The organism is Rufibacter radiotolerans (assembly GCF_001078055.1).
In the GTDB taxonomy this organism is placed as follows: Bacteria; Bacteroidota; Bacteroidia; order Cytophagales; family Hymenobacteraceae; genus Nibribacter; species Nibribacter radiotolerans.
This window is the reverse complement of record NZ_CP010777.1, coordinates 4645154-4668313: the sequence shown is the minus strand read 5'-3', so window position 1 is coordinate 4668313 and position 23160 is coordinate 4645154. Positions and strand designations below refer to the sequence as shown.

The window sequence follows — 23160 nt, the reverse complement described above, 5'->3', positions numbered from 1 at the left end:
AGGGCCGTTTTCTGGAAAACGTGCTTAAAACGTTACCGGCGGGCCATAACCTCTCGGTTTATAGGCAGGTCCGTTACCTCTCAATTTTCTCTGGTTCAAGTTTTCAACTTGGACCTAAAATGGGCTGAAGTTTACAACTTCAATGAGGCGCCAGCCTCAAACTCACTGGATATGATAAATATTGAAGCCGGCATAGAGGTCTTTAGGTAAATAGTAACGACCTACCATTAGGCAGACAATCCTGAACAGTTAACCATGCGCCATTGCCTGTTTTGGGCCTATTTTCCGGAAAACAGGCTCAAAACAAAAGCGCCTGCAGGGTTTCCGCAGGCGCTTTGCTACAAGTATTAAGTTACAGATTATACGGCTTTCATTTCCTCGCCTTGCTCATTGTAGGCCTCAATAGGCGCACAGCTGCAAATTAGGTTACGGTCGCCGTAGGCGCTGTCTATGCGGCTCACGGTTGGCCAGAACTTGGCGGTACGGGTATTCTGGTTAGGGTACACGGCGCGCTCACGGGTGTAAGGCAACGTCCAGTCCTCAATCAAGACCACATGGGCCGGGTGCGGCGCGTTTTTAAGCAGGTTGTTTTTCTGGTCGGCTTTGCCTTCCTCTACCTCTCTGATCTCCTCTCTGATAGAAATCATGGCCTCGCAGAAACGGTCCAGCTCGTCTTTGCTCTCACTCTCGGTGGGCTCCACCATGAGCGTGCCCGCTACCGGGAAAGACACGGTAGGCGCATGGAAACCGTAGTCCATCAGACGCTTGGCAATGTCTTCTACCTCTACGCCGGCTTTCTTGAAGGCGCGGCAGTCTAAGATCATCTCGTGGGCGCAACGGCCTTTGGAACCAACGTACAATACCGGATAATGCTCTTCCAGGCGCGCCTTGATGTAGTTGGCGTTCAGGATAGCCATTTTAGTGGCCTCGGTCAGCCCTTCGCCGCCCATCATCGCAATGTAGGCATAGGAGATAGGCAGGATGCTGGCGCTTCCCCAAGGGGCCGCCGACACCGCATGGATGGCCTCTGGTCTACCCAAGTCTACCACCGCGTGGCCTGGCAGGTACGGAGCCAGGTCCGCTACCACGCCAATAGGGCCTACACCTGGTCCACCGCCGCCGTGCGGAATGCAGAAGGTCTTGTGCAGGTTCAGGTGACACACATCAGCGCCAATGTTAGCCGGGGAGGTCAAGCCTACCTGGGCGTTCATGTTGGCACCGTCCATGTACACGCGGCCACCGTTCTGGTGAATGATCTCGCAGATCTCAATAATGCTTTCTTCGTACACGCCGTGGGTAGACGGATAAGTCACCATCAGGCAAGAAAGGTCGTCTTTGTGCTCTTCGGCTTTCGCTCTAAGATCAGCTACGTCAATGTTACCGCGCTCATCGCACTTCACAATCACCACTTTCATACCGGCCATTACGGCAGAGGCAGGGTTGGTGCCGTGCGCCGAAGACGGGATTAAAGAGATGGTACGGTGATGGTCGCCGCGGGCCTCATGGTAGGCTCTGATCACCATCAGACCAGCGTATTCGCCCTGGGCACCTGAGTTAGGCTGCAAGCTCATGGCCGCAAAACCGGTCACCTCGCACAACCACGCTTCCAGGTCGTTGAAGATTTGGGTGTAGCCTTTGGTCTGGTCTGCCGGGGCGAAGGGGTGCAACTGTCCAATCTCTGGCCAGGTCACCGGAATCATCTCGGCGGTGGCGTTCAGTTTCATGGTGCAGGAGCCCAACGGAATCATGCCATGCGTTAAGGAGAAATCTTTGTTCTCCAGGTACTTCATGTAGCGCAGAATTTCGCTCTCAGAGTGGTACTTGTTGAACACCTCATGCTGCAAATACGGCGAAGTACGGATCAGGCTTTCTGGCCAGGTGATATCGGTTTCCTCCGGAATAGCGTCCAGGTTCAGGGCAGACGATTGTTTTCCGGCCACTTTCGCAAAAACGGCCAATATATCCTTCACCTCGTCCAGGTCGGTGTTCTGGTGCAGGGAGATACCAATTTTGTTCTCAATGTAATAGCGGAAGTTCATCTGGGCGGCCTCGGCCTCGGTGCGGATGGCTTGCTGCAGCTCAGCGCTTTCTACCTGCAGTTGCAGGGTATCAAAGTAGTTTTCATTCAGTTGATCAAAGCCCAGGTTTTGGAGCTCTTTTTCCAGAATCTGCGTCAAACTATGGATGTTGAGGCCAATGTATTTCAGGCGGCGCGGGCCGTGGTAGACGGCGTACATACCGGCCATAACGGCCAGCAATACCTGCGCGGTACAGATGTTAGAGGTTGCTTTCTCTCTTCTGATGTGCTGCTCACGGGTCTGCAGGGCCATGCGGTAGGCTTTCTGCCCGAACGCGTCCTGAGAAAGACCAATGATACGGCCCGGGATAGAGCGCTTGTACTCGTCTTTGGTAGCAAAATAACCGGCGTGCGGTCCGCCATAGCCCATAGGAATACCAAAGCGCTGCGAAGAACCAACTACTACATCGGCTCCCATTTCACCCGGGGATTTCAATAGCGTTAAGCTCAAAAGGTCGGCGGCCACGGCTACCAGCAGGTTTTGCTCGTGGGCCTGGGAGATAAAGTCAGTGTAGTCAAATACCTCGCCGTCGGCACCGGGGTACTGTACCAGCGCGCCAAACAGGGTTTCATCCTGCAGGTTGGCTTCGCGGTGATCACCTAGCACCAGTTCAATGCCCAGCGGCGTGGCGCGGGTGATCAATACGTCAATGGTCTGCGGCAATACCTGGTCAGAGACAAAGTAGCGGTTGGCGTTTTTGCGGTTGCCTTTGCGCAGGGCATGCTGCAGGTTCATGGCCTCGGCGGCAGCCGTAGCCTCATCCAGCAGAGACGCGTTGGCAATGGCCATGCCGGTTAGGTCAATGATCACGGTCTGGTAATTGATCAAGGCCTCCAAACGGCCTTGGGCAATCTCGGCCTGGTAGGGCGTGTAGGCGGTGTACCAACCCGGGTTCTCCAGAATATTGCGCTGGATCACCGGCGGCAAAATGGTGTCATGGTAGCCCAGCCCGATGTACGACTTGTAGAGTTTGTTCTGCTTGGCAATCTGCCCGAACTTGCGCAGGAAGTCACGCTCGGTGAGCGGGGCGGGCAGGTTCAACGGCTTCTTTAACCTAATGGCGGGGGGTACGGTCTCGTCAATAAGTTGGTCCAGGGATGAGGCTCCAATGGTTTGCAGCATTTCCTGCACCTGTTCTTTCACAGGGCCGTTATGGCGCTCTTTAAAGATATCGGCAGGCTTGGTTTTGAATATCATTTATAGCTGTAAGTTAGGTAGATGTAAGGCTGTTTGGTTAGGTAACAAACGTTTGGCCCATTTGATTTAACAAAAGTACAGGTTAAAATTCACTTATTACAGCCATAGCCCTTAAATTGCGCACAAGGCAACCCGCCGCGGCGTTTCTGCCTTGTTTTCAAGAAAGTAGCCCTAAAACGCTACGCACGGCTTCTTTTTGATCACCCTATGAAAAGACTAAAGATTGGCGTATTGCGTGAAGGCAAGGTACCGGTAGACAAACGAGTACCCTTCACGCCCAAGAAATGCCTGGAGATTCTGCAGACCTTCCCGCAGGCCCAGCTGGTGGTGCAACCCAGCCCGGTGCGCTGCTTCAGTGACCAGGAATACACAGACCTAGGCATTCCGCTCAAAGAAGACCTGAGCACCTGTGACGTGCTGTTTGGCGTGAAGGAAGTGCCCATTGCCCAGCTCATCCCCAACAAGACGTACTTCTTTTTCTCCCATACTATCAAAAAGCAGCCGCATAACCAAAAGCTGCTGCAAGCCATTCTGGAAAAAAAGATCACGCTCATAGACTATGAGACCATCACCAATAAAGAAGGCGAGCGGGAAGTGGCCTTCGGCCGATGGGCCGGCATTGTGGGCGCCTATAACGGGCTGCTCACCTACGGCCGCAAATGGAACCTCTTCCACCTGAAGCCCGCCCATGAGTGCCTGGACATGGAAGACATGCTGGAGGAGTTTTTCAAGGTGAAGAACCTGCCCAGCATCAAGATTGCCGTGACCGGCGGCGGCCGGGTGGCCCAAGGCGCGATAGAGGTGCTGCAAAGAATGGGCATTAAGCAGGTACCCGTGTTTGACTATCTGTACAAAGAATTCACAGAGCCGGTGTTCACGCAGCTGCGCTCCTCAGATTACCACGCCCGCCCCGACGTTGCGGTCTGGGACTCCAGGGACTTTTACCAGAACCCGCACCTGTACCAGTCCACCTTCTCCAAATTTGCTAAGGTAACCGATTTGTTGATGGCCTGCGCCTACTGGAACCCGGCCGCCCCGCTTCTGTTCACCAAGGAAGAAATGCGCCAGCCCGATTTCAAGATCAATACTATAGCCGATATCACCTGCGACGTGGACGGTTCCATTCCCTGCACCCAGCGCGTGTCTACCATCGCAGACCCCGCCTATGACTACAACCCCGAGACGGGTGAACTGGAACCGGCCTATAGCTCAGAGAAAAACATCACCGTGATGGCCGTAGACAACCTGCCCTGCGAACTGCCCAGAAACGCGTCACGTGATTTTAGCCGGCAGTTGATTGACAAGGTGCTGCCTCACTTGTTCAATGAGGACAAGGAAGGGGTTTTGCGTAACGCCACCATTGCCCAGAACGGGAAACTGTGCCCCAAGTACCAGTACCTGGAGGACTACGCTTTCCCGAAGGAGAATTAAAACAGAAAAGAAAAGGGAGATTTGGTAGTAGCCTTTTAGGCGAAAGGCATAATGCTGCGTTCCTGGGCCACTTTGTATTTAGAGGCGGCCTTCTGGCCTTTGCCTAACCAGTCCAGGGCCGAGGCCACGTCTTCAAAATACTGGAACTTAAAGTTGATGGTAGGACCAGCGCAGTACACCAGGTCTATCATGTCTAACTGGCCCATCTGGTTAGGAGACTCCAAGCACGCAATCCGGCGCAAGGTAGAGTTGGAGAGAAGCGGCAAGACATCATGCATCAGCCACTCCTGGTCCTGTTGCTGAATGCTTTTTAGGTTGGTAAGGTCATAGATACACCCGTATAGCTCACGCAGTTGAATGTGCTCTAGTGCGGTAGTAACCGTTTGCCTGAAGATATAGCTTGGCACTAGTCCACTCCACTCCACGTGTATCACCTGCAGGTTGGTGTCTACATAGATATTTGCATACGGCAAGGTTTGACAAGCGATTCTCACAAGCAGGGTCTATCAAAGAATTATCATACGAGGGAGACAAATATAACAACTTGTTGACAATTAATATAACTATGCTAAAAATTAATTTAATTAATTCTTAAAACCTATATAAAAAGAAAAAGCCCTTCTGGCAGAAATGACTCCACCAGAAGGGCTTTCTTAAACCGTAGGGTGCCTTATTGGTTCTCTACTTTATCGGCTACGCCGTCTTTTACCGGCTCTTCTTTCACAGTGATAGTATCTGTAGGAGTAAAGGCTGAATCAGCTTCTGCCTCTACCTCATCCGCAGCAGATTCTGCCGTGTTTTCTACATTCTGAGCAGTTTTTGACTCGCAGGAAGCAAAGCCAAAGGTTAATGCCAAGGCAGCTGCGGCCATTACGCTGGTTACTTTTTTCATAGTGCTTATAAGTTGGTTTTAGTTGGGAGATGTATACGCAAAAAAGAAAACCATGGCCGTAAATTTAATTTCTTCACGCCTGGTTTTTACCCTTAACCGCTATTAAATCAAGGATCAATATATAAAACGAAAACACCTTCTCCAAATCTTTGCTGGATCACTCCGGTTGAAAACTTGTAATAAGGAGAACCCAGTTGCTGCTAGGAGAGGAGGCGCTTAGGCGGGCCGAAGCTGGGCCTGGCGATAGACACCGTCCAGCTTCTGCTTGCCTATGCGCAGGGCAAAGAACGGGGCGTCTTCGGGCACGCTCCAATAGATATCGGTGATCTCGGCCACGGGGCCGGTAGGTTGGTTGGCGGGCCGCACCCACTCCCCGAAGGTAAAGGGCAACCAGTCAATGGGTACGAAATGGTCTGGCCGCACCTTGAATTCCTCATCTGAGTACCGCAGCAGCAGCCATCCGTTCATCTCGCCCACTTTCTCAAACACTTTGTTGTGCGGCTCCAGCAACTCAAATTCCCGGCGGTTGGCCGGGTGAATATTGGAATAGCCGTACCCCGGAAACCAGGAGTACAATCCAAACTCAAGACTCTTCTTAGGCATAAAAGGGTAAGCAAAAACGGCAGCGCGGCGGCTGCCCTTACAAATTGATGTTCAGTTCCTGGGCCGTTTCCTGCACTACCTCCCGCGCGTATTTCTTACTGATGAGCAGCTCACCCGTCTGGCTGTAGTGGGTAATGGTGCTTTGGTCCAGGAGAATGGGCGTGGTATGGGCGCCGTATTTTTCCACTAGGGCCCGCTGCACGGTGCACAGCAACTCGCGGCGGGCTTCGGTCTCAGGGGTCTTGAGCCGGGCCGGGTACGGGTTAGGCGGCAACCGGTTAGGGATCTTGCGTTTCTGGGCTTCTTTTAAGGACCCGGCCACAATACGCTGAATCTGCTCCTCAAAGCGGTCATGTTGCAGCCGCCCATGAATACCTCTGGTGTGGTAAAGCCAGGCATTGATATCCTGCTCTGGGTTGCTGAGCAGTTGCATTAAGGCGTGGGTATTGATGATTTGCCCGGCCGGCAGGTTCCATTTCTGGGCCAGCTGGTCCCTGAAATCATAGATGGGCTTGAGAATGAATTGCTGCAGAAACGTGAGCCGCTGCGGGAACTTGATTCTCAGGTGCGGGTCTTCCAACTCTACGTACGTGATAGACTCCAGCAACTGGTCTTCCTCGGCTAGCCAGTGTTTACGGCCCAGGTCCTCAATCTTGGCCACCATGGCATTTTTGAGCCGGTGCAGGTACAGCACATCCTGGGCGGCATACTCCAGCTGGCGCTGGGTTAGCGGCCGCTGGTTCCAGTTACTCATCTGCTGTGACTTGTCCAGCTGCAGCCCCAGTTCCTCTTCCAGCAAGGTTCCCAGGGCGGCCTTGGAATGGTTCAGCACCTTGGCCGCCACGGCGGTGTCTACCAGCGTGCGCACCTGGCAGCCCAGCATGCTCAGGAGCATGAGGTCATTGTTGGCATGGTGGAAGATCTTGACAATGGCCGGGTTCTCCAACACATCCCACAGGGGCTGCAGGTCATCCAGAGGAAAAGGATCTATGATAAAGCAGGCGTCTGCGTCTGAAATCTGAATCAGGCAGAGCGTAAAGCCATACGTATAGTGGTGCTGGTCAAACTCCAGGTCTAGGGCAAGTTCTGGCCGCTGGCTTAAGTGAGCCGCTGCCGCTTGCAATGCCTCAATGGTTTGCACCAGGTAAACAGGTGTCCCCTCCAGAAAAAATGCGGGTTCCTTCATAATTTTCAAATGTACCCAAAAAAACAGAATAATTCCTTGACGGGTAATTTAGGTTTGGCGTTGCCGTTTTAGGCCTGTTTCAGCAAAAACAGGCTTAAAACGGCAATATTAAAAATGCAGGCCCAAAAATAAACCTCCTTTCCTGGAAGATACCAACTGGGGCAACCCCGCAAAAGCAAGCGCTCTTTTGGAATTTTACCTCTTGCCAAGAATCATTTCAGGTAACCAAGAAGGGCTTACTCCAGCAGAAAACTCACCTCTACCACAGAAGAGACAATGATTTCGCCCAGGGCGAGGGTGGGGCCGCCGGCATCCATGGACATTTCACGCATGGCCGTTTTGGCATAGTACATGGGTTGCGGGCCGCCATTGCCGCCCTCGTTGATCTGGTACGGACGGCCTACTTTGGCGCCTAACTCAGAGGCCAGCAACACGGCTTTCTGCCGGGCATCCTGCACTGCTTTCTTACGGGCTTCGTCCTGGTACTTGCGTAGTTGCGAGGTTTCATAACTGATGCCGTCTACCCGGTTGGCGCCCGCTTTGTAGAGGCCGGTCATGAGCTCATCAAAATTGTCTATCTTCTTGAGCGTAACCGAGATAGTGCGGGTGGCCTGGTAAAACTGCGGCGTGGTCTGGCCGTATTCCCCGCTATACACTGGCTGAATAGACAGGTAGGCCGTCTGCACGTGCTTATCTTCTATACCGCTCTTCTTTAGATAGCTGATGAGGGCGGCCGTGCGTTGGTCGGCTTGCTTGCGGGTTTCTTCCAGGGTCTTCTCCCGGAGCTCCACGCCCACTCTGAAGACCACCTGGTCTGGCTGCACGCGCACTTCGCCCAAGCCAGAGGTACTCACTAAAGGGGGCATAGCACTTTGCTGGGCCAGGCCCATAAGGGGCAGCAGTAACATTAGAAGGACGAAAACGGAGGCAGATGTTTTTTTCATAGGTGGTAGTTTATAGTTACAGTGCTTCTCACAAGTACTGTGCCGGGTTTAAAGAATTACCTACATAACGCGCCCCACCCCAGGATTGGGGTGCGCCTCACTTATTTGCTATGTATCTTTGCCGTTCATCAGGCTTTACCCCTTACTCCTATGCAGCAGCACCTGACCATTTTTGATCCTTTTGAGGGCATGCGCTTTGGCAACCGAATCTGTTTCTTGTGTGGCACCCTGATCACCGAAGACCAGCAGACCCCGGTGTTCCCGGCCTGGCTCATGGAAGAATATGGGCTGACCCAGGAGCCGCTGCGGCTACTGGACCAAAGCGTGACCACTTACCAGGAACTACAGATCCCGTGTTGCCGCCGTTGCCAGACCAGCCATTTGCAGCCACTGGAGGAAAAGGTGCAGCAGGCCCTGGCCGGGGGAGTGGCCGGACTACGGGCGCTAGATGAGAAACTGCTGTTCCAGTGGCTGGGGAAAATGTTCTACGGCACGCTGATCACCGAACTGATCAAGGAACAGAACCCGCTGGTGCAGCCAGAGTACGCCGTGAGCGAGCAACCCAAAATGCTCATGAAGTTCCAGGCCTTCTTTAGGGTGCTGCAATCCATACGGGTGCCCATGGTGTTCCCAGATTTCCTACCTTGCTCTTTGTTTATAGTAAACGTAGACGTCTCTGCCGAACCGTCCAGGTTTGAGTTCAGGGATGAGCTGTCTACCATGATGTTCAGCCTGCGGCTGGATAACGCCTTGTTGGTGTGCTGCCTGCTGGACAATGGCATGATCAAACAGGCCATGCGCCGCGTATGGGAACAGGTAGAGCCCCGGCAACTGCAGCCCATCCAGGCCGCTGAGTTCAGTGCGCGGGTGTTCTATGCGGCCTATCTACTCAACGTGATCCCAGATTACCTCATTAGGCACCCCAAACCAGAAGACAACCACCTGGTCATGGACACGCTCATTGATGACGTGACCAACGTGATCTTCAACCCTTGGCAGAACAGTTCCTACGCCAAATTGCTGGCCACCGTCTGGGCCAAGTGGGGCATTACCCAGGAAGACATTCTGCGCGATCCGCAGGAGCCCATGAGCATGCTTTTCACGCCCGAGGGAGAGTTTATTGAGTTTCCGGAAATCCCCCTGAAATAGAGGCTACTACTGTTACTTTAACAGGGAGAGAGGCAGTTTTATTTTGGTGCCGTTCGGCTCTGCCGGCATAGTATTCTCCAGCTTTTGGTAGAGCAGTAAGGCCGCGGCGGCGGCGCTGATTAAACGCTGTTCCTGAAAGTCAAGGTCCTTGTTTACCCAAACTTTGCCTTTGTTAATCACCTGAACCGCGCCCAGGACTTCTTGCCCAGATTTAAACTCGTAGCCTAGAATCTCGCCTGCCTCCACGCGGTGCTTGCTCTTGTACCGGTAAACGGGCTCTACCATGATCTCCTTGTCGCCGTTCTGCAAAACGCCCAGAAAGCTCTGGAACGACAAAGGGTGGCCCGGGTCTTTGGTGATCAACTGCCAGGCGCTGCTGTTAGGCACGTGCAGGGTGCTTACAAACACTTCGCGGTCATCGCCGCCCAGGCTCACTGAAACCACTTTCCCTAGCTGCACCTCACTGGAATTGATCCCTGCCTGGCAACTGACATAGGTAGAAGCGCCGGTGCTGTCTACTAAGGTGAATTCAAACCGCTGCCTTGCGCTTTTAAAGGCTAGGGGCCCCAGGCCCTGTTCCCAAACCCTGGTCCAACCCCGGTGCACGCCGTCCACAGCAAAGCTTCCAATTTTAAAATCCTGCTTCAGGCGAATGAATTTGCGGCCTTCCAGGGGCACCTCCCGGTTTGTCTGAAGGAGAGTGTCACTCTGGTACATTTCAGCTACGGTGCAGCTGGTCAATAAACCGGCTGAAAGGGCAGTTAGGAGGGCTATGGACTGGATCTTTTGCAATAACATGATGGGCAGAAAGGTTGATTGTATAACTTAGGGACATTAAATAGACCATTTAGGATCTTTTTACCCCTACCGGAAGCATTTCCTTTTCTTTAAGGATCAGGCCTTTGGGATCTGAAAACAGCCCGCTACCAGCCCCGTGGGCAGAACTTCCGTACTTACACTGAAACAGACGTGCTTGCCTATGACTTTAGACGCCTACACTTTCCTCATTATCCTCAGCAGCCTGATTGTCTTTTCCTATGTGTTTGACATTGCCGCCAAGCGCTCCAAAGTACCGTCCGTCATTTTCCTGCTCACCACGGGTATTCTACTGCAGCTGGCGGCCCGGTATTTTAACGTAGCCCTGCCGGGCCTGCGCAACATTCTGGAACTGTTTGGCATTATAGGGTTGATTCTGATTGTACTGGAAGGGGCTCTGGACCTGGAACTGAAGCGGGAGAAACTGCCCCTCATCCGGAAGACCCTCCTTACCGCCACGCTTACTTTACTCATCACCACCGCGCTTATTGCCTGGTTCGTGAACTTCTGGCTGAACGTGCCCTATTACACGGCCATCATCAACGCTATTCCGCTAGCCGTGATCAGTAGCGCCATTGCCATCCCCAGCGTGGCCAACCTCACGCCAGAGAAACGGGAATTCATTGTCTACGAGGCCACCTTCTCAGACATCATCGGGATCATCGCCTTTAACTTTGCTATCCAGAACCCTACCGTGGGGCTGGGCTCATTTGTGGGCCTGACGGTAGACCTGGTGAGTATTTTTGTGATCTCAGTGGTTTGCTGCCTGGTGCTGCTCTTCTTCGTGGACAAGATCAAAAGCCACATTAAGTTCTTCCTGATCATTGCCATTCTAGTGCTGCTCTATTCCATTGGCAAGAAACTCCATCTTTCCTCGCTGCTCATGGTGCTCATCTTTGGCCTGATGCTCAACAACGCAGTGCTCTTTTTGAAAGGGAAGCTGGCCAAATACATAAGCCTGCAGTCGCTGCAGTCTGAGATTGTGCAGCTCAAACAGATCAACGGCGAGAGTGCCTTTGTGATCAGGACGTTCTTTTTCCTGCTGTTCGGGTTTTCCATTAACCTGCAGGAGTTATATGAATTAGACGTCTGGGTTTTGGGCTTCACCATCTTCACCATTATTTTATTGGTGCGCTACGTTTACCTGCAGTTCATTGCCCGGGTACCGCTTATCCCGGAGCTGTTCATCGCCCCACGCGGCCTCATCACCATCCTGCTTTTCTACAGCATTCCTGCTGAGTACGCCATTGTGGGTATGAATGAGAGCGTGCTGTTTTTTGTGGTGCTGCTCTCCAGCCTGCTCATGATGATGGGCCTACTGCTCACGAAGAATGACGTGAGTGAGATCCCTAACTATTAGGGAGATGCAGAAAAAGCCCTGAGATAATCCCTTATGGCGGCGGTCCAATAACTATGTAAAGAATTCTTTAGCTTTAGCGGTATGAAAAAAATACTGGCCCTGGTTTTTCTGCTCCTTTCCGCCAGTGCGGGAGCCCAGTCCTTACCCGGGCTGGAGACAAAGCCGTTCCGGAAGCAGACCCGTGTGGTTTCTACCGGCGGAAACCCTTTGTTGATCCTGGGTGCCCAGGAAACAGATTACGCCTCATTGGTGGTAGACCCTAAAGACATTACCGTAGTGAAAGCGTACCAGGACTCCGCTATCCTGGCGGCTATGGGCCCAAAGGCCCGCTACGGCGTGCTGGTTATTGAACTCAAAAACAAAAAGCCCCTGCTAAAACTGGAAGACGTTTTCGATTACTTTGAGGTGCCCGCCGCACACCGCCATCTACAGGTCTTGGTCAACCAAAGGCCCATTACCCACAGCCGTTTTCTCGCCCACTTGCATAAAATAGAGAAGGTGGAAGTGATCCAGATAGACAAGGCGCACCCCATTAGGATAAGCTGGGATGAAAACGCGCAGTTCCTGAATATTGTGACCAAGAAGTAAACTCTCATGTCTGTTTTAAGCACGTTTTCGGGAAAACGGCCCAAAAACAGCACGCCTCCTTTAATCAACCCTTTTAACAGCAGAAGTCCGTTTCGGGCCTGTTTTCCTGAAAACAGGCCCGAAACGGACTTCTGAAACTCACTCACTCACTCACTCACTCACTCACTCACTCACTCCACCTCGTCTTCATCCGGCAGAATTTCTACGTTCTCTACCAGTACCAGCCTTTCAATCTCGCGGCCTCTGGGGGTGTTGGCAAGTCCGCCCAGGGCGGTTTCTTTGTATTTGGTTTCCATGCTCTGGCCTACCTCGCCTAGCGCCATCACGCACTGGTCTACCGGTATGACCGGGTTTACGCCGGCAATGGCAATCTGGGCGCTGGAAAACGCGATGGCCGCTGCGCTGGCATTACGCACAATACAGGGCACCTCTACCAGTCCGGCCACGGGGTCACAGATCAACCCCAGCATGCACTGGATGGTAATGGCCACGGCGGCGAAGGTCTGCTCCACGTTACCGCCCAGGCAGTAGACAATGGCCCCGGCGCCCATGGCGGCGGCACTGCCGGTCTCGGCCTGGCAGCCGCCCACAGCCCCGGCCAGCGAGGCGTTGGTTTCAATGATCAGGGCGATGCCCGCGGCCACCAACAAACCTTCCAATATCTTGTGGTCGTCTAATTTATGCAGGTCCTGGATGGTGGTTAAGATGCCCGGCAGAATGCCTGAGGCCCCGGCGGTAGGCGCTGCCACCACGCGGCCCATGCAGGAGTTTACTTCCTTGGCCCCCAGCGCCCGGCTAATGAGCATCTGGAACTCCGGCGACAACACCGTGACCGGCGCGGCGGCCACTTTCTTGGCGCCGTTCTTCACCATGCCCGAGCGGGAGGTCATGTCCTGGGTGAGGCCGGTTTGCACGGCATCACGCATCACGTCATAGGCGCGTTGCAGGCCGTCCCAGATTTCCTCTTCGGTGCGGCCCTTCTGCTCTATTTCATAGGCAAGCACCGCCCGGTACAGCGGTTCGCCGGTAGCCTGGCAATGTTTTTCCCAGCTCGCGAAATCGTTAAATAGTAGTGACATATGGGTAAAGGCAAAAGATCAAGGTGGAAAGAAAAACAGGTACTTGCCCGCTTCTTCTACTACGCTAAACCGCTTTTTACGCGCGTTTAGCCTTTAAAAGTACGGGAAAGAAAAGAGATAACTGTTATGGGTCTACTAGCAGAAGCGAAAAAAAGCGAACATTAGTTCCAGGTGCGTTTTTCGCTTATTTTTAAGAAATTAGGCCCAAAACAGGGTGTGTATGCTGGCCTCGCTCTTACAACAAGTACCGTACTTTTCACCGGAGGATATAGCCGCTTTCCTGCCGCTCTGGAAGAAGCGCCTGACGGTGAACCGCTCAGACTTTCTGATCAGGGAAGGACAGGTAGAGCAGCACCTGTATTTTGTGGAAAGCGGGGCGTTGCGGCTGTACCTGCCCACGCCCCACGAGGAAATCTGCGTGGGATTCGCGTACCCCAACACCTTGATCACCGCCTTCCCGTCGTTGGTCACCCAAACCCCCTCGGCCTACTGCATTCAGGCTTTGCGCCGCAGCGAGCTGCTGGCCATTTCTAAAACTGATTTTGACCTGATTCAGGAAAAACGGCCTGTATTCGGGAAGTTCTGGCGCATGGAGCTGGAAAAGGCCCTGGCCGGGAAGATTGAGCGCGAGGTTGACCTGCAACTCCCGGACCCCGCCCAGCGCCTGGAACGGCTCCTGCACCGCAGCCCGCACATTTTCCAGCTGGTGCCTAGAAAGTATATTGCCTCCTACCTGCGCATGACCCCAGAGACCTTGAGCCGCATTATGTAAATCTTGATTTGGATCAAGGATTGGCAGAAAAGGGCCTTGTACCTTTACTAAAAAAAAGATAAAGCCATGGAAACCAAGACCTTTCTCACCCAACTGCAAGACCGCGTCCAACAGATTAAAGACACCGCCCACTATGCGTTTTCGCCTCTTGATGTAGCCGTGCTCAACTTCAAACTTCAGCCTACCAGTTGGAGCGTTCTGGAATGCCTGGAACACCTGAACCGATACAGCCGCTTTTACCTGCCAGCCCTTGAGAAAGCCATAGCCCAAACACCGGTCTCCAGCGCTACGCAGCCGGTGAAATACTCTTGGCTGGGTAAGAAATCCCTGGATCTGGTTAACCCCGAAAGCCCTAAAAAGCACAAGACCCTCGCGCGCATGAACCCCCAGAACAGCCAGTTGACAACGGCCGTTCTAGATGAATTTCTGCAACACCAAGACACGCTTTTGCACCTCCTGGGTAAGGCTGAGTCTGTTGATTTAAACAAGAAGGCAGTACCAGTAGAGTTTTTCCAGCTATTGAAACTACGCTTGGGCGAAGCACTGGAGTTTGTGGTTCTACATGAGCAACGGCATCTGCAACAGGCTTTGCGCGTGAAGGAAAGGGCCAGCCAACCCATAAGCCTGGTGGTGTAAACAACACAGGGGTTGTTTGCTTTTTTCTGACGAATAGACCGCAAAAAAGAAGAACTCGTTGGCCCCCTAAAGTCCTTCACAGCTTTTCGTCCCTTAATTGAGACCCTTCGTCACATTTAATTTTTCAGCAAGTGCTAAGCCCTTACTTTAGAGTCACACCTTAGTAACAGAACTATGAACAGGCTGCTGTTTCTTTTATCAATTGCCTTCCTTTTACCCTTTTGGATAAAGGCCCAGGAGCTAAATAAAAAGAAGCTGGACAGCCTTCTCATGGTTTTAGTGGACCAGAAAAAGATCATGGGCAGTGTATCTATCTTCCAGGACGGAAAAGAGACGTACCGCTACGCTACGGGCTTTTCCAATATTGCCCAGAAGACTCCTATCACGCAGACTACAAAGTACAGGATAGGCTCAGTGTCAAAGATGCTCACAGCCACTGTGATCATGCAGTTGCTGGAGAAAGGGCAGCTTACGGCAGACACCAAACTAGCCCGGTTTTACCCAGACCTGCCAAATGCCCAGCAAATTACCATACTGCACCTGCTACAGCATAAAAGCGGGTTAAAGAACATCCTCCATGATACGGCTTACCTAAAGTGGCGGCAACACCCTATTGCCCGGCAGGAGATGCTGGGCAAAATAAAAAATCTGGGCACTAAATTTAACGCCGGTGAAAAGCAGGAGTACTCCAACACTAATTATATTCTGCTCACGTTTATTGCCGAAGACCTTGAGAAGAAGCCTTTCTCAAAAATACTAGAAGACAGAATAAGCAAGCCCCTGAGGTTAAAAAACACCTTCTTTGGCACACCCATACAAAAAGAAAACGGGGAAGCCCTTTCTTACCACAAACGGGAAGACTGGTTACTCTTTGATGAAACCCACTTTAGTGTTGCGGCGGGCGCGGGGTCCATTGTCTCCACCCCCAAAGACCTCAACCTCTTTTTAACTGCCTTGTTCAACGGAAAGTTAGTCTTTGACAAATCACTGCAAGCCATGCAACAACTACAGGGCGAATACGGCATAGGGCTAAAGAAACTGAAGGTGCAAGGTGTAGAATTGATAGGCCATTCAGGAGGGATAGATGGCTTCAAATCGGTGGCGTTCTACGCCCCGGCCCAGAAAATGTCTTTTGCATTGTCTGTCAATGCCGCTGACCTCTCTTTAACCGAATTGCTTTGGGGCATTAGCAGTATTGCTCTCAACAAAGACTATGACCTGCCAAACTTTAACAGCAGGAAAATACACTCCTTAGATGAAATAGAAACCCTGACCGGTGCTTACGCAGACAAAGACGCTTCACTTAAGGTGAAATTAACAGCAGAAAACGGTATTCTATTGCTGGAAAACGGAGGCCAGAAAACCATTCCATTAGACGCCATTAATAAAAACAAATTCAGGATGGGCTTGGGTGAAACCACGTTCAGGTTTATTCCTTCTGAAAAAAAGCTGCTTATTACTTTTGAAGGCGGGAAATCACAGGAGTTAACCAAGCTCTAAATTAAATATATAGGGTTTTCCCTATACTTCCTGCCTGAATTCTGCCATTGCTGCCTGATGGGATCTAATGGAAAGGAAATCCTTCTTGAAATCGTGTTTCTGTGATCTTTGGCAGAATTCCTGTTTTGGGCCTGTTTTTATAAAAACAGGCCCAAAACAGGAATTCAGAGTTTATTGCCTTACGTCCACCACTTCCCGCTCCCAAGTCTCCAGGTTCACTTTCCAGAGCTCATGCGCGTTGGTGTTGGTGATCCAGAGATAGCCTTGGTGCACCAGCACGCCGTTGGGTTCCTCAAGGCCGGCCACCACGGTTTTAATGCGTTCCTTTGCCAGGTCCATTACCTTGATTTTGCCGTTGTAGGTGTCGGCTACATAGAGTTTTCCAGCGTGGGCCGTGATGCCCATAGGGTGCTGCAGAAAGGCCTCGTCAAAATCTCCGTCTTCATCGCCAAATTCAAAAAGCCCGCGCCCAATGAGCGTGGTCACCGAGGCCTTGTCCAGGTCAAGGGCCCTGATCGCGCTGGCCTCGGGGTCAGCCACGTACAGCGTGCGGTCAACCATTGCCAGGCCGCTGGGTTGGTTGACCGCACGCTGCCTCATGGATGGTGCCGTCGGCGAGAGCCTCGCGGCCGGTGCCGGCAAAGCGGTAGAGTTGCTCGGTCTGTAGGTCCAGGCGCAGAATCTGGTGGTTTCCGGCGCTGGCCACGTAAAGGTTGTTTCTATCTATGGCCAGGTCCCAGGGGCTGTTGGGGTTCACGGGCACGCCCATTTCCTCATGGAAAAAGTAGTAGCTCAACTCACCCGTGCCGGCCACGGTAATGATTTCTCTGGTAACCAGGTTCACCTTCCGGAGGGTATTGTTCTTGGCATCGGCTACGTACAGGAACTCCTCATGCAGCGCCAGGCCGTGCGGCTCATGGAAAGAGGCCTCCGTAGCGGGTCCGTCTTTAAAGCCTTGCTGCCCGCTGCCGAAGGTTTCCAGTATCTGCCCCGTAGCATCTAGTTTCAGGATTCGGTTGTTGCCACTGTCTGAGAGGTACAGGTTTCCCTGGTCATCGGCGATGAGCTTAGATGGAAATTTAAGCGTAGAGGATTCCGCGGTTTCGGCCTTGAAGGGAAAAGGTCTACGGTCAATTTTATCTCCGAAGGTCTTGATCAGGTCGTCCAGGTGCGGTTTGATGGTGTCATAGATGCCTTCGCCGGGTTTCTGGCCAATCACCTTGCCGTTAGGGTCAATGAGCACCACGGTGGGCCAGGCATTGATGGCGTAATGTTTCCAGACCTCAAAATCAGCGTCATTCACCACGGGGTGGTCTATCCCGAACTTGAGAATGGCCTGCCGGATGGCGTTCTGCTGCTTTTCGGCGTCAAACTTAGCCGAGTGCACCCCAATGACCACCAGTTCCTGCGCGTACTCCTTTTCCAGGCGCTTCAGATCGGGCAGAATGTGCTGGCAGTTAATGCACCCAAACGTCCAGAAGTCCAGCAACACAATCTTGCCCCTGAACTCCTTGAGGGTATAGGCGCGGTCTGTGTTGAGCCAGCCGTGGCGGGTGTTTATCTCAGGGGCGTTGACACGTCCGGTAAGCATAAGAGGCGAGTTAGATTAAAAAATTAATATATAGGGGTGTAATTCTAAAAAAACTCTGTTACCCAAAAAAGGTTACGCTTACGCGAAAACAAAATGAAGCGGGGCATGTCAGGAGAAAACCTTATTTTTGGATAAATACCTGGTGTTCATGCAGCCTGCCTATTACTCAGATTTCGGGGTTATCCTGCTCTTCCTGATTGGAGGCGTGGTCTTTATTGCCCTGGGTCTGTTCACCAGCCGCCTCATCAGGCCCCACCGGCCCAACGCCGAGAAACTGGCCACCTATGAGTCTGGCGAGGAAGCCATGGGCAGCGCCTGGGGCGCCTTCAACCCCCGGTTCTACGTGATTGCCCTAATCTTTCTATTGTTTGATGTAGAACTGGCCTTCCTGTTCCCCTGGGCAGTAGTATTTGGCAACCGCGAGCTGGTAGAAAGCACCAACGGCGCCTGGGGCTGGTATGCGCTGGCCGAGATGGTGTTCTTTCTGGGCGTGCTGGCCCTGGGCCTGGCCTACGCCTGGGTCAAAGGCCACCTGGACTGGATCAAGCCCCAGCCGGTGTTGCCTAAAAGTAGATCTAAGATACCGGCCAGCGTGTATGAGCAGGTGAATGAGCGGTACCGGCGGAATCCTGACACCCAAAGCCCTTAACGCCGTTTCCAGCCCCTTTTTTCCAAAACACCTCCAAAATGCAAACCCCATGACCCCAACAGATAAAACCGGCGAAGGCGGCGTAATCATTGCCAAGGTAGATGACCTGCTCAACTGGGCCCGGCTCTCGGCGCTGTGGCCCATGGGGTTTGGCCTGGCCTGCTGCGCCATTGAGATGATGGGCGCCTACGGGCCCGCCTATGACCTGGACCGGCTAGGCGTCATTCCAAGGCCCTCGCCCCGGCAAAGTGATGTCATGATTGTGGCAGGTACCGTCACCTTTAAGATGGCCGACCGCATACGGCGCCTCTACGAGCAGATGCCTGAGCCGCGCTACGTCATTTCCATGGGAAGCTGCTCTAACTGCGGCGGCCCGTACTGGGAACACGGTTACCACGTGGTGAAAGGCGTAGACCGCATCATTCCGGTAGATGTATACGTGCCCGGCTGCCCACCCCGCCCCGAGGCCCTGATTGGTGGTTTCCTGGAACTGCAGGCCATCATCAGAAAACAAACCGTGGTGGCGGCCCCTTCCGCGGTGCTCAAACTCATGCAGAAACAGGAACCATCAGCTAACGTGTAGCCCATGACCTTTCCAGAACTCCACCAACTGCTGCTCTCCCGCTTTGGACCAGAAACCGTGTTAGGCGAAGAAGCGCACCCGCACCAGTCGTTCCTGCGCATCGCGCCGGCGCACATTGCCCAGGTAGCTGAGTTTTTACATGACCACGAAGAAACATATTTTGATTTTCTCTCCTGCCTCACCGGCGTAGACAATGGCCCCGAGGCGGGTACCCTGGAAGTGCTGTACCACCTGTATTCCATCCCCTACAACCACCATCTGGCCCTCAAGGTACAGGTACCGCGCAATGCCCCGGAAGAACCGTTACCGGAAGTGCCCACCGTGAGCTACGTCTGGCGTTCCGCCGATTGGCACGAGCGCGAGGTGTTCGACTTGCTGGGCATCGGGTTTACCCACCACCCCGACCTGCGTCGCCTTCTCTGCCCCGCTGACTGGGAAGGTCATCCATTAAGGAAAGATTACGTCTGGCCCCAGGAGTACCACGGCATTAAGGTGCCTTATGACCGGCACAATGAGGAGAATGGTTTTAAGAATGAATGGCTTCAGACCATTAAAGATGTATAAACTGCTAGATTTCCTGACCCTGCTTTTGAATATAAGAACCACCCGAAACACCACAGGCGCCAAGCCATGGGCCATCCATTGGTTCCCAAAGATATGGCCTGTTCTACGGCTGACTTTCCTGCTTTTGCTGGGTGGCTTCGGGTTGTTGTTTCTGACCAGCTTTCTCACAGATGCCTATTTTAAAGAAATAAACACCGGAAAGAAGATAGACAGCCTTAGCCGGGTGATTGTGCATTACCGGCAAAACCATTCTGTGTTGCCTGCCAACTTGCCGGAGGCGGTTGCCAATGACCCGCAGAAAAGGGATTTGACCAGAGACAGTTGGGGAAACCAGATTCACTACCTGGTCCAACAGCAGAGCCGCACCTTTACCCTTACTTCCGCCGGAAAAGACCAGCAACTGTTCACAGCAGATGACCTGACTTTGCGCGTGGAAGTAGGAAGTACCATCTAAACCTATTTTCCTGTTTTAAGCCTGTTTTCCAGAAATTAGCCCCAAAACGCAAACCCCTTGGCCCACCAAACCAAATATACCCAGTACCTGCTGCAGTCTGAGCCCAACAAGTTCAGCCTGGAGAACCTGCAGCACGGTGAGCTGCTCCTGAACATGGGGCCGCAGCACCCGGCCACGCACGGGGTACTGCGCCTGGAGGTAATCACTGACGGCGAACTGGTGGTAGACGTGGTGCCGCACATTGGTTACCTGCACCGCTGCTTTGAGAAACACGCCGAAGCCCTCACCTACCAGCAGACCATTCCCTACGTGGACCGCATGGACTACCTGGCTTCCATGAACTCTGAGCACGTGTGGTGCATGGCCGTGGAGAAAATGTTGGGTCTGGATGGGCAGCTACCTAAGCGCGTGGAGTACATACGCGTGCTTATGGCCGAACTCAACCGCATTGCCTCTCACTTCATCGCCATTGGCACCTACGGCATTGACATTGGCGCCTTCACGCCGTTTCTGTGGCTCATGCGCGACCGCGAGCACATACAGCGCCTGTTGGAATGGGTTACGGGGGCGCGCATGCTCTACAATTATATCTGGGTAGGTGGTCTGTACTATGATATACCGGTGGGCTTTGAGCAACGCTGCCGCGAGTTTATCCAGTACCTTCAGCCCAAGCTAGATGAGCTAGACACGCTGCTGCTCTACAACAAAATCTTTATTGACCGCACCGCCAACGTGGGCACGTTGCCCCTGGATGTGGCCATCAACTACGGCTGCTCGGGCCCCATGCTGCGGGGCTCGGGGCTCAAGTTTGATTTGCGGCGGGTAGACGGCTACTCGGTGTACCCAGAGCTGGACTTTGATATACCGGTAGGCCTGGGTCTGGCGGGTGCCGTGGGCGATTGCTGGGATAGGAACTACGTGCGGGCGCAGGAGTGCCGCGAAAGTCTGAAGATCATTGCCCAGTGTTTGGACAAGCTGGAAGGCGAGCATAAACGCACCCCAGACTTTGACCCGCAGGCCCTGTGCCCCAAGAAAATACGGCCCGTGGCGCAGGACTTTTACTATAGAGCCGAGACCCCCCGGGGCGAGCTGGGCTACTTCTTTAGAACCACCGGCCGTACTGATGTGCCGTTCCGTTGCAAGGGCCGTTCGCCCTGCTTTTCTAACCTATCGGTACTACCTGAAATCAGTAAAGGCTGCATGGTTTCTGACCTCATTGCCATTGTGGGCTCCGTAGACATTGTGCTGGGTGAACTAGACCGGTAAAACACCGTACAAACGGAAGTTCTCACCTGAATTCTGATTAACTATGAAGTACGTATTTTTACCCTCTTTTTTTATTAAGGTCCGGCATTTAGCGGTAGTTCCCTGCCTTTGGGTAGCCCTGCTCGCGGGACCTGCGCAGGCCCAGGTGGTGGCAGATTCTACCCGCCAGACGGTTGCGGTAGACACTGCCAAAGTAGTTGAAAAAGGCCGTGACCCTTACCTGCAGAAAGGCGAGCTGCGCAAACGGCTCATCATGCCGGCCGTGTTCCTGGGCACAGGTCTTTTGCTGATTGACAATGGCATCTATGACCGCGAAGACATACGACGTGACCTTCGCACCAACTTGTTCCCCAATTTCAAAACCGACATAGACGATTATCTTATTTTCGCCCCGGCGATTAGTCTGGTCGCCTTTGACATTCTGTCTTCGCAGAACCGCCACGCGGTGACGCGGCAAGTAGGTTTGCTGGCCGCTTCTGGTGCCCTGGCCTCGGCTATCATGTGGCCTCTCAAGAAAGTAACCAATGAGCCCCGCCCTAATGGCGAGAACAACTATTCTTTCCCGTCGGGCCATACTACCTACGCCTTTGTGGTTGCCACCATGGTGAGCCGCGAGTTCAAGGGCAAGAGCAAATGGATTGGTATTGCCAGCTATGCCGCGGCTGGTACCACCGGTCTGTTCAGGGTATTGAATGACGCCCACTGGATGTCTGATGTGCTGGCCGGGGCTGGGGTAGGCGTGCTGTCTACCAACCTGGTCTACCTGGCCAATGACCGCTGGTTCAAGAACGCAGGTTTCAATGCGCAGTTTATGCCCACCATCCTACCAAACGGGTCACCTGGCCTGGGAATGGTTATTCTGTTAGACTAAGGCTTCCCGCGCGTTTTGGGCCTGTTTTTAAGAAAACGGGCCTAAACCGCGCGGCTTTACGTATTCCTATTTGTTTTAACTCAATCTTTACGTTCAGCCTTTAAACCCCCTACCGTTGAGCTTTAAAACTTATTTGATGACGCCGCTCCTTTGGATTACCTTATCCGTAGGAATGGTGACCCAGGCGCAGGTAATAGACACCACTGTCACCGTAGCCAACGCTTCACCTCTGCAGCAAGCGCCCGGCTCTGAAAAGCCTGCCAAAGGCCAGTACCTGAAACGGGCCGTGGTGCCATCAGTGATTCTTATTGCCGCCGGCATTTCCACCATCAAAGACAACGGGTTCTACAGCAGCTATGACGCCAGCAAAGACGCCCGCGCGGCGTTCCCCAACTTCAGCAACAACATAGACGATTATCTTTTCTTTGTGCCTATTGTGGGCCTGTACGGGTTTAACCTGTTCTCTTCGCAGAACAAGCACGACATCCGGCGGCAGACGGGCCTGGTGCTGGCTTCGGGGGCACTTACTACGCTCATCATTTACCCCACCAAGATCCTGACGGCCCAAGAACGGCCCAACGGTTTGCCGCGGGCCTTCCCCTCAGGCCACACGGCCTACGCCTTCACCATTGCCACCATTGTAGACAAGGAGTTCAGGGGCAAGAGCAAGTGGATCAGTATTGGCAGCTACACCATCGCCTCGGCCACGGGGGTCATGCGGGTGCTCAATAATGAACACTGGATGGCCGACGTGCTGGCCGGTGCAGGCATTGGCATTCTCTCGGTGAACACCGTTTACTTTTTCCATGACCGCCTCCTGCGCAATAAAGGCCTCAATGCCTCAGTCTCTCCCACGGTGCTGCCCAACGGCCAGCTGGGCCTGGGCATGGCGCTGCAATTTTAAATGGCTAATTGCTGATTGTTAATTGTTACTTGCTGGGGCCAATAGAC

24 protein-coding genes are annotated in these 23160 nt (G+C 53.1%); 14 read left to right on the top strand and 10 right to left on the bottom strand.

The window, feature by feature from the left end; translation table 11 throughout:
• Nucleotides 1-359: 359 nt before the first annotated feature.
• Entirely contained in the window at nucleotides 360-3275 is a 2916-nt protein-coding gene (gene gcvP, locus TH63_RS19035; RefSeq protein ID WP_048922352.1) for an aminomethyl-transferring glycine dehydrogenase, read from the bottom strand.
• A 207-nt stretch (nucleotides 3276-3482) separates the two neighbouring features.
• Between gcvP and TH63_RS19030 the strand changes: the two genes are divergently transcribed.
• Nucleotides 3483-4706: an NAD(P)-dependent oxidoreductase gene (locus tag TH63_RS19030; protein ID WP_048922351.1), complete on the top strand. Its 1224-nt coding sequence runs from the start codon at nucleotides 3483-3485 to the stop codon at nucleotides 4704-4706.
• Between the two features lie 35 nt (nucleotides 4707-4741).
• On the opposite strand, the gene TH63_RS19025 is transcribed toward TH63_RS19030, so the two are convergent.
• The 5 genes from TH63_RS19025 to TH63_RS19005 all read right to left on the bottom strand — a co-directional run bounded on the left by TH63_RS19025 (nucleotide 4742) and on the right by TH63_RS19005 (nucleotide 8331).
• Complete coding sequence (locus TH63_RS19025) at nucleotides 4742-5200, bottom strand: hypothetical protein (protein ID WP_156180732.1); 459 nt, start codon at nucleotides 5198-5200, stop codon at nucleotides 4742-4744.
• 176 nt (nucleotides 5201-5376) lie between these two features.
• Nucleotides 5377-5598 (bottom strand): hypothetical protein, encoded by a 222-nt coding sequence (locus tag TH63_RS19020; protein ID WP_048922349.1) that lies wholly within the window; start codon nucleotides 5596-5598, stop codon nucleotides 5377-5379.
• 216 nt (nucleotides 5599-5814) lie between these two features.
• A complete protein-coding gene (locus TH63_RS19015) occupies nucleotides 5815-6201 on the bottom strand; it encodes a DUF6960 family protein (protein WP_048922348.1) in 387 nt (128 codons plus the stop codon).
• A 37-nt stretch (nucleotides 6202-6238) separates the two neighbouring features.
• A complete protein-coding gene (locus TH63_RS19010) occupies nucleotides 6239-7387 on the bottom strand; it encodes a ribonuclease D (RefSeq protein WP_048922347.1) in 1149 nt (382 codons plus the stop codon).
• Nucleotides 7388-7623: 236 nt separating this feature from the next.
• Nucleotides 7624-8331: an SIMPL domain-containing protein gene (locus TH63_RS19005; protein WP_048922346.1), complete on the bottom strand. Its 708-nt coding sequence runs from the start codon at nucleotides 8329-8331 to the stop codon at nucleotides 7624-7626.
• A 150-nt stretch (nucleotides 8332-8481) separates the two neighbouring features.
• On the opposite strand from TH63_RS19005, the gene TH63_RS19000 reads away from it, so the two are divergent.
• On the top strand, nucleotides 8482-9480 hold the full coding sequence (locus TH63_RS19000) for a hypothetical protein (RefSeq protein ID WP_048922345.1): 999 nt from the start codon (nucleotides 8482-8484) through the stop codon (nucleotides 9478-9480).
• A 12-nt stretch (nucleotides 9481-9492) separates the two neighbouring features.
• On the opposite strand, the gene TH63_RS18995 is transcribed toward TH63_RS19000, so the two are convergent.
• Entirely contained in the window at nucleotides 9493-10278 is a 786-nt protein-coding gene (locus TH63_RS18995) for a hypothetical protein (RefSeq protein WP_048922344.1), read from the bottom strand.
• Nucleotides 10279-10459: 181 nt separating this feature from the next.
• On the opposite strand from TH63_RS18995, the gene TH63_RS18990 reads away from it, so the two are divergent.
• Nucleotides 10460-11656, top strand: a complete 1197-nt coding sequence (locus tag TH63_RS18990; RefSeq protein WP_048922343.1) for a cation:proton antiporter domain-containing protein — start codon at nucleotides 10460-10462, stop codon at nucleotides 11654-11656.
• Nucleotides 11657-11737: 81 nt separating this feature from the next.
• Entirely contained in the window at nucleotides 11738-12244 is a 507-nt protein-coding gene (locus tag TH63_RS18985) for a hypothetical protein (RefSeq protein WP_048922342.1), read from the top strand.
• A gap of 170 nt (nucleotides 12245-12414) precedes the next feature.
• On the opposite strand, the gene sdaAA is transcribed toward TH63_RS18985, so the two are convergent.
• Nucleotides 12415-13323, bottom strand: coding sequence for an L-serine ammonia-lyase, iron-sulfur-dependent, subunit alpha (gene sdaAA / locus TH63_RS18980; protein ID WP_048922341.1), 909 nt, complete (start codon nucleotides 13321-13323; stop codon nucleotides 12415-12417).
• 220 nt (nucleotides 13324-13543) lie between these two features.
• Here sdaAA and TH63_RS18975 point away from each other — a divergent pair, with 220 nt between their 5' ends.
• From TH63_RS18975 to TH63_RS18965, 3 genes are all read left to right on the top strand, one after another.
• A complete protein-coding gene (locus tag TH63_RS18975; RefSeq protein ID WP_048922340.1) occupies nucleotides 13544-14095 on the top strand; it encodes a Crp/Fnr family transcriptional regulator in 552 nt (183 codons plus the stop codon).
• A 66-nt stretch (nucleotides 14096-14161) separates the two neighbouring features.
• The gene (locus TH63_RS18970; RefSeq protein WP_048922339.1) at nucleotides 14162-14731 is read left to right on the top strand and encodes a DinB family protein; all 570 of its coding nucleotides are present in this window, start codon (nucleotides 14162-14164) and stop codon (nucleotides 14729-14731) included.
• Nucleotides 14732-14905: 174 nt separating this feature from the next.
• Nucleotides 14906-16231, top strand: a complete 1326-nt coding sequence (locus TH63_RS18965) for a serine hydrolase domain-containing protein (protein ID WP_048922338.1) — start codon at nucleotides 14906-14908, stop codon at nucleotides 16229-16231.
• 171 nt (nucleotides 16232-16402) lie between these two features.
• Here the strand turns inward: TH63_RS18965 and TH63_RS20770 are convergent, their stop codons facing one another.
• Both TH63_RS20770 and TH63_RS18960 read right to left on the bottom strand, forming a co-directional pair.
• On the bottom strand, nucleotides 16403-16831 hold the full coding sequence (locus TH63_RS20770) for an NHL repeat-containing protein (protein WP_231583511.1): 429 nt from the start codon (nucleotides 16829-16831) through the stop codon (nucleotides 16403-16405).
• Nucleotides 16785-17822 carry a thioredoxin-like domain-containing protein gene (locus TH63_RS18960; protein WP_231583510.1) on the bottom strand — a complete coding sequence of 346 codons (1038 nt, stop codon included), beginning with the start codon at nucleotides 17820-17822 and terminating at the stop codon, nucleotides 16785-16787. The genes TH63_RS20770 and TH63_RS18960 overlap by 47 nt, the downstream gene beginning before the upstream one ends.
• 148 nt (nucleotides 17823-17970) lie before the next feature.
• Here TH63_RS18960 and TH63_RS18955 point away from each other — a divergent pair, with 148 nt between their 5' ends.
• The 7 genes from TH63_RS18955 (at nucleotide 17971) to TH63_RS18925 (ending at nucleotide 23113) form a co-directional block, all read left to right on the top strand.
• Nucleotides 17971-18471: an NADH-quinone oxidoreductase subunit A gene (locus TH63_RS18955; RefSeq protein ID WP_048922981.1), complete on the top strand. Its 501-nt coding sequence runs from the start codon at nucleotides 17971-17973 to the stop codon at nucleotides 18469-18471.
• Nucleotides 18472-18520: 49 nt separating this feature from the next.
• The gene (locus tag TH63_RS18950; RefSeq protein WP_048922337.1) at nucleotides 18521-19054 is read left to right on the top strand and encodes an NADH-quinone oxidoreductase subunit B; all 534 of its coding nucleotides are present in this window, start codon (nucleotides 18521-18523) and stop codon (nucleotides 19052-19054) included.
• 3 nt (nucleotides 19055-19057) lie between these two features.
• Entirely contained in the window at nucleotides 19058-19618 is a 561-nt protein-coding gene (locus TH63_RS18945) for an NADH-quinone oxidoreductase subunit C (RefSeq protein WP_048922336.1), read from the top strand.
• Nucleotides 19611-20072 carry a hypothetical protein gene (locus tag TH63_RS18940; RefSeq protein WP_048922335.1) on the top strand — a complete coding sequence of 154 codons (462 nt, stop codon included), beginning with the start codon at nucleotides 19611-19613 and terminating at the stop codon, nucleotides 20070-20072. Before TH63_RS18945 ends, TH63_RS18940 begins: the two co-directional genes overlap by 8 nt.
• Before the next feature lie 57 nt (nucleotides 20073-20129).
• Nucleotides 20130-21338 carry an NADH-quinone oxidoreductase subunit D gene (locus TH63_RS18935; protein WP_048922334.1) on the top strand — a complete coding sequence of 403 codons (1209 nt, stop codon included), beginning with the start codon at nucleotides 20130-20132 and terminating at the stop codon, nucleotides 21336-21338.
• Nucleotides 21339-21381: 43 nt separating this feature from the next.
• A complete protein-coding gene (locus tag TH63_RS18930) occupies nucleotides 21382-22209 on the top strand; it encodes a phosphatase PAP2 family protein (RefSeq protein ID WP_053093850.1) in 828 nt (275 codons plus the stop codon).
• A gap of 136 nt (nucleotides 22210-22345) precedes the next feature.
• A complete protein-coding gene (locus tag TH63_RS18925; protein ID WP_053093849.1) occupies nucleotides 22346-23113 on the top strand; it encodes a phosphatase PAP2 family protein in 768 nt (255 codons plus the stop codon).
• Nucleotides 23114-23160: the final 47 nt, after the last annotated feature.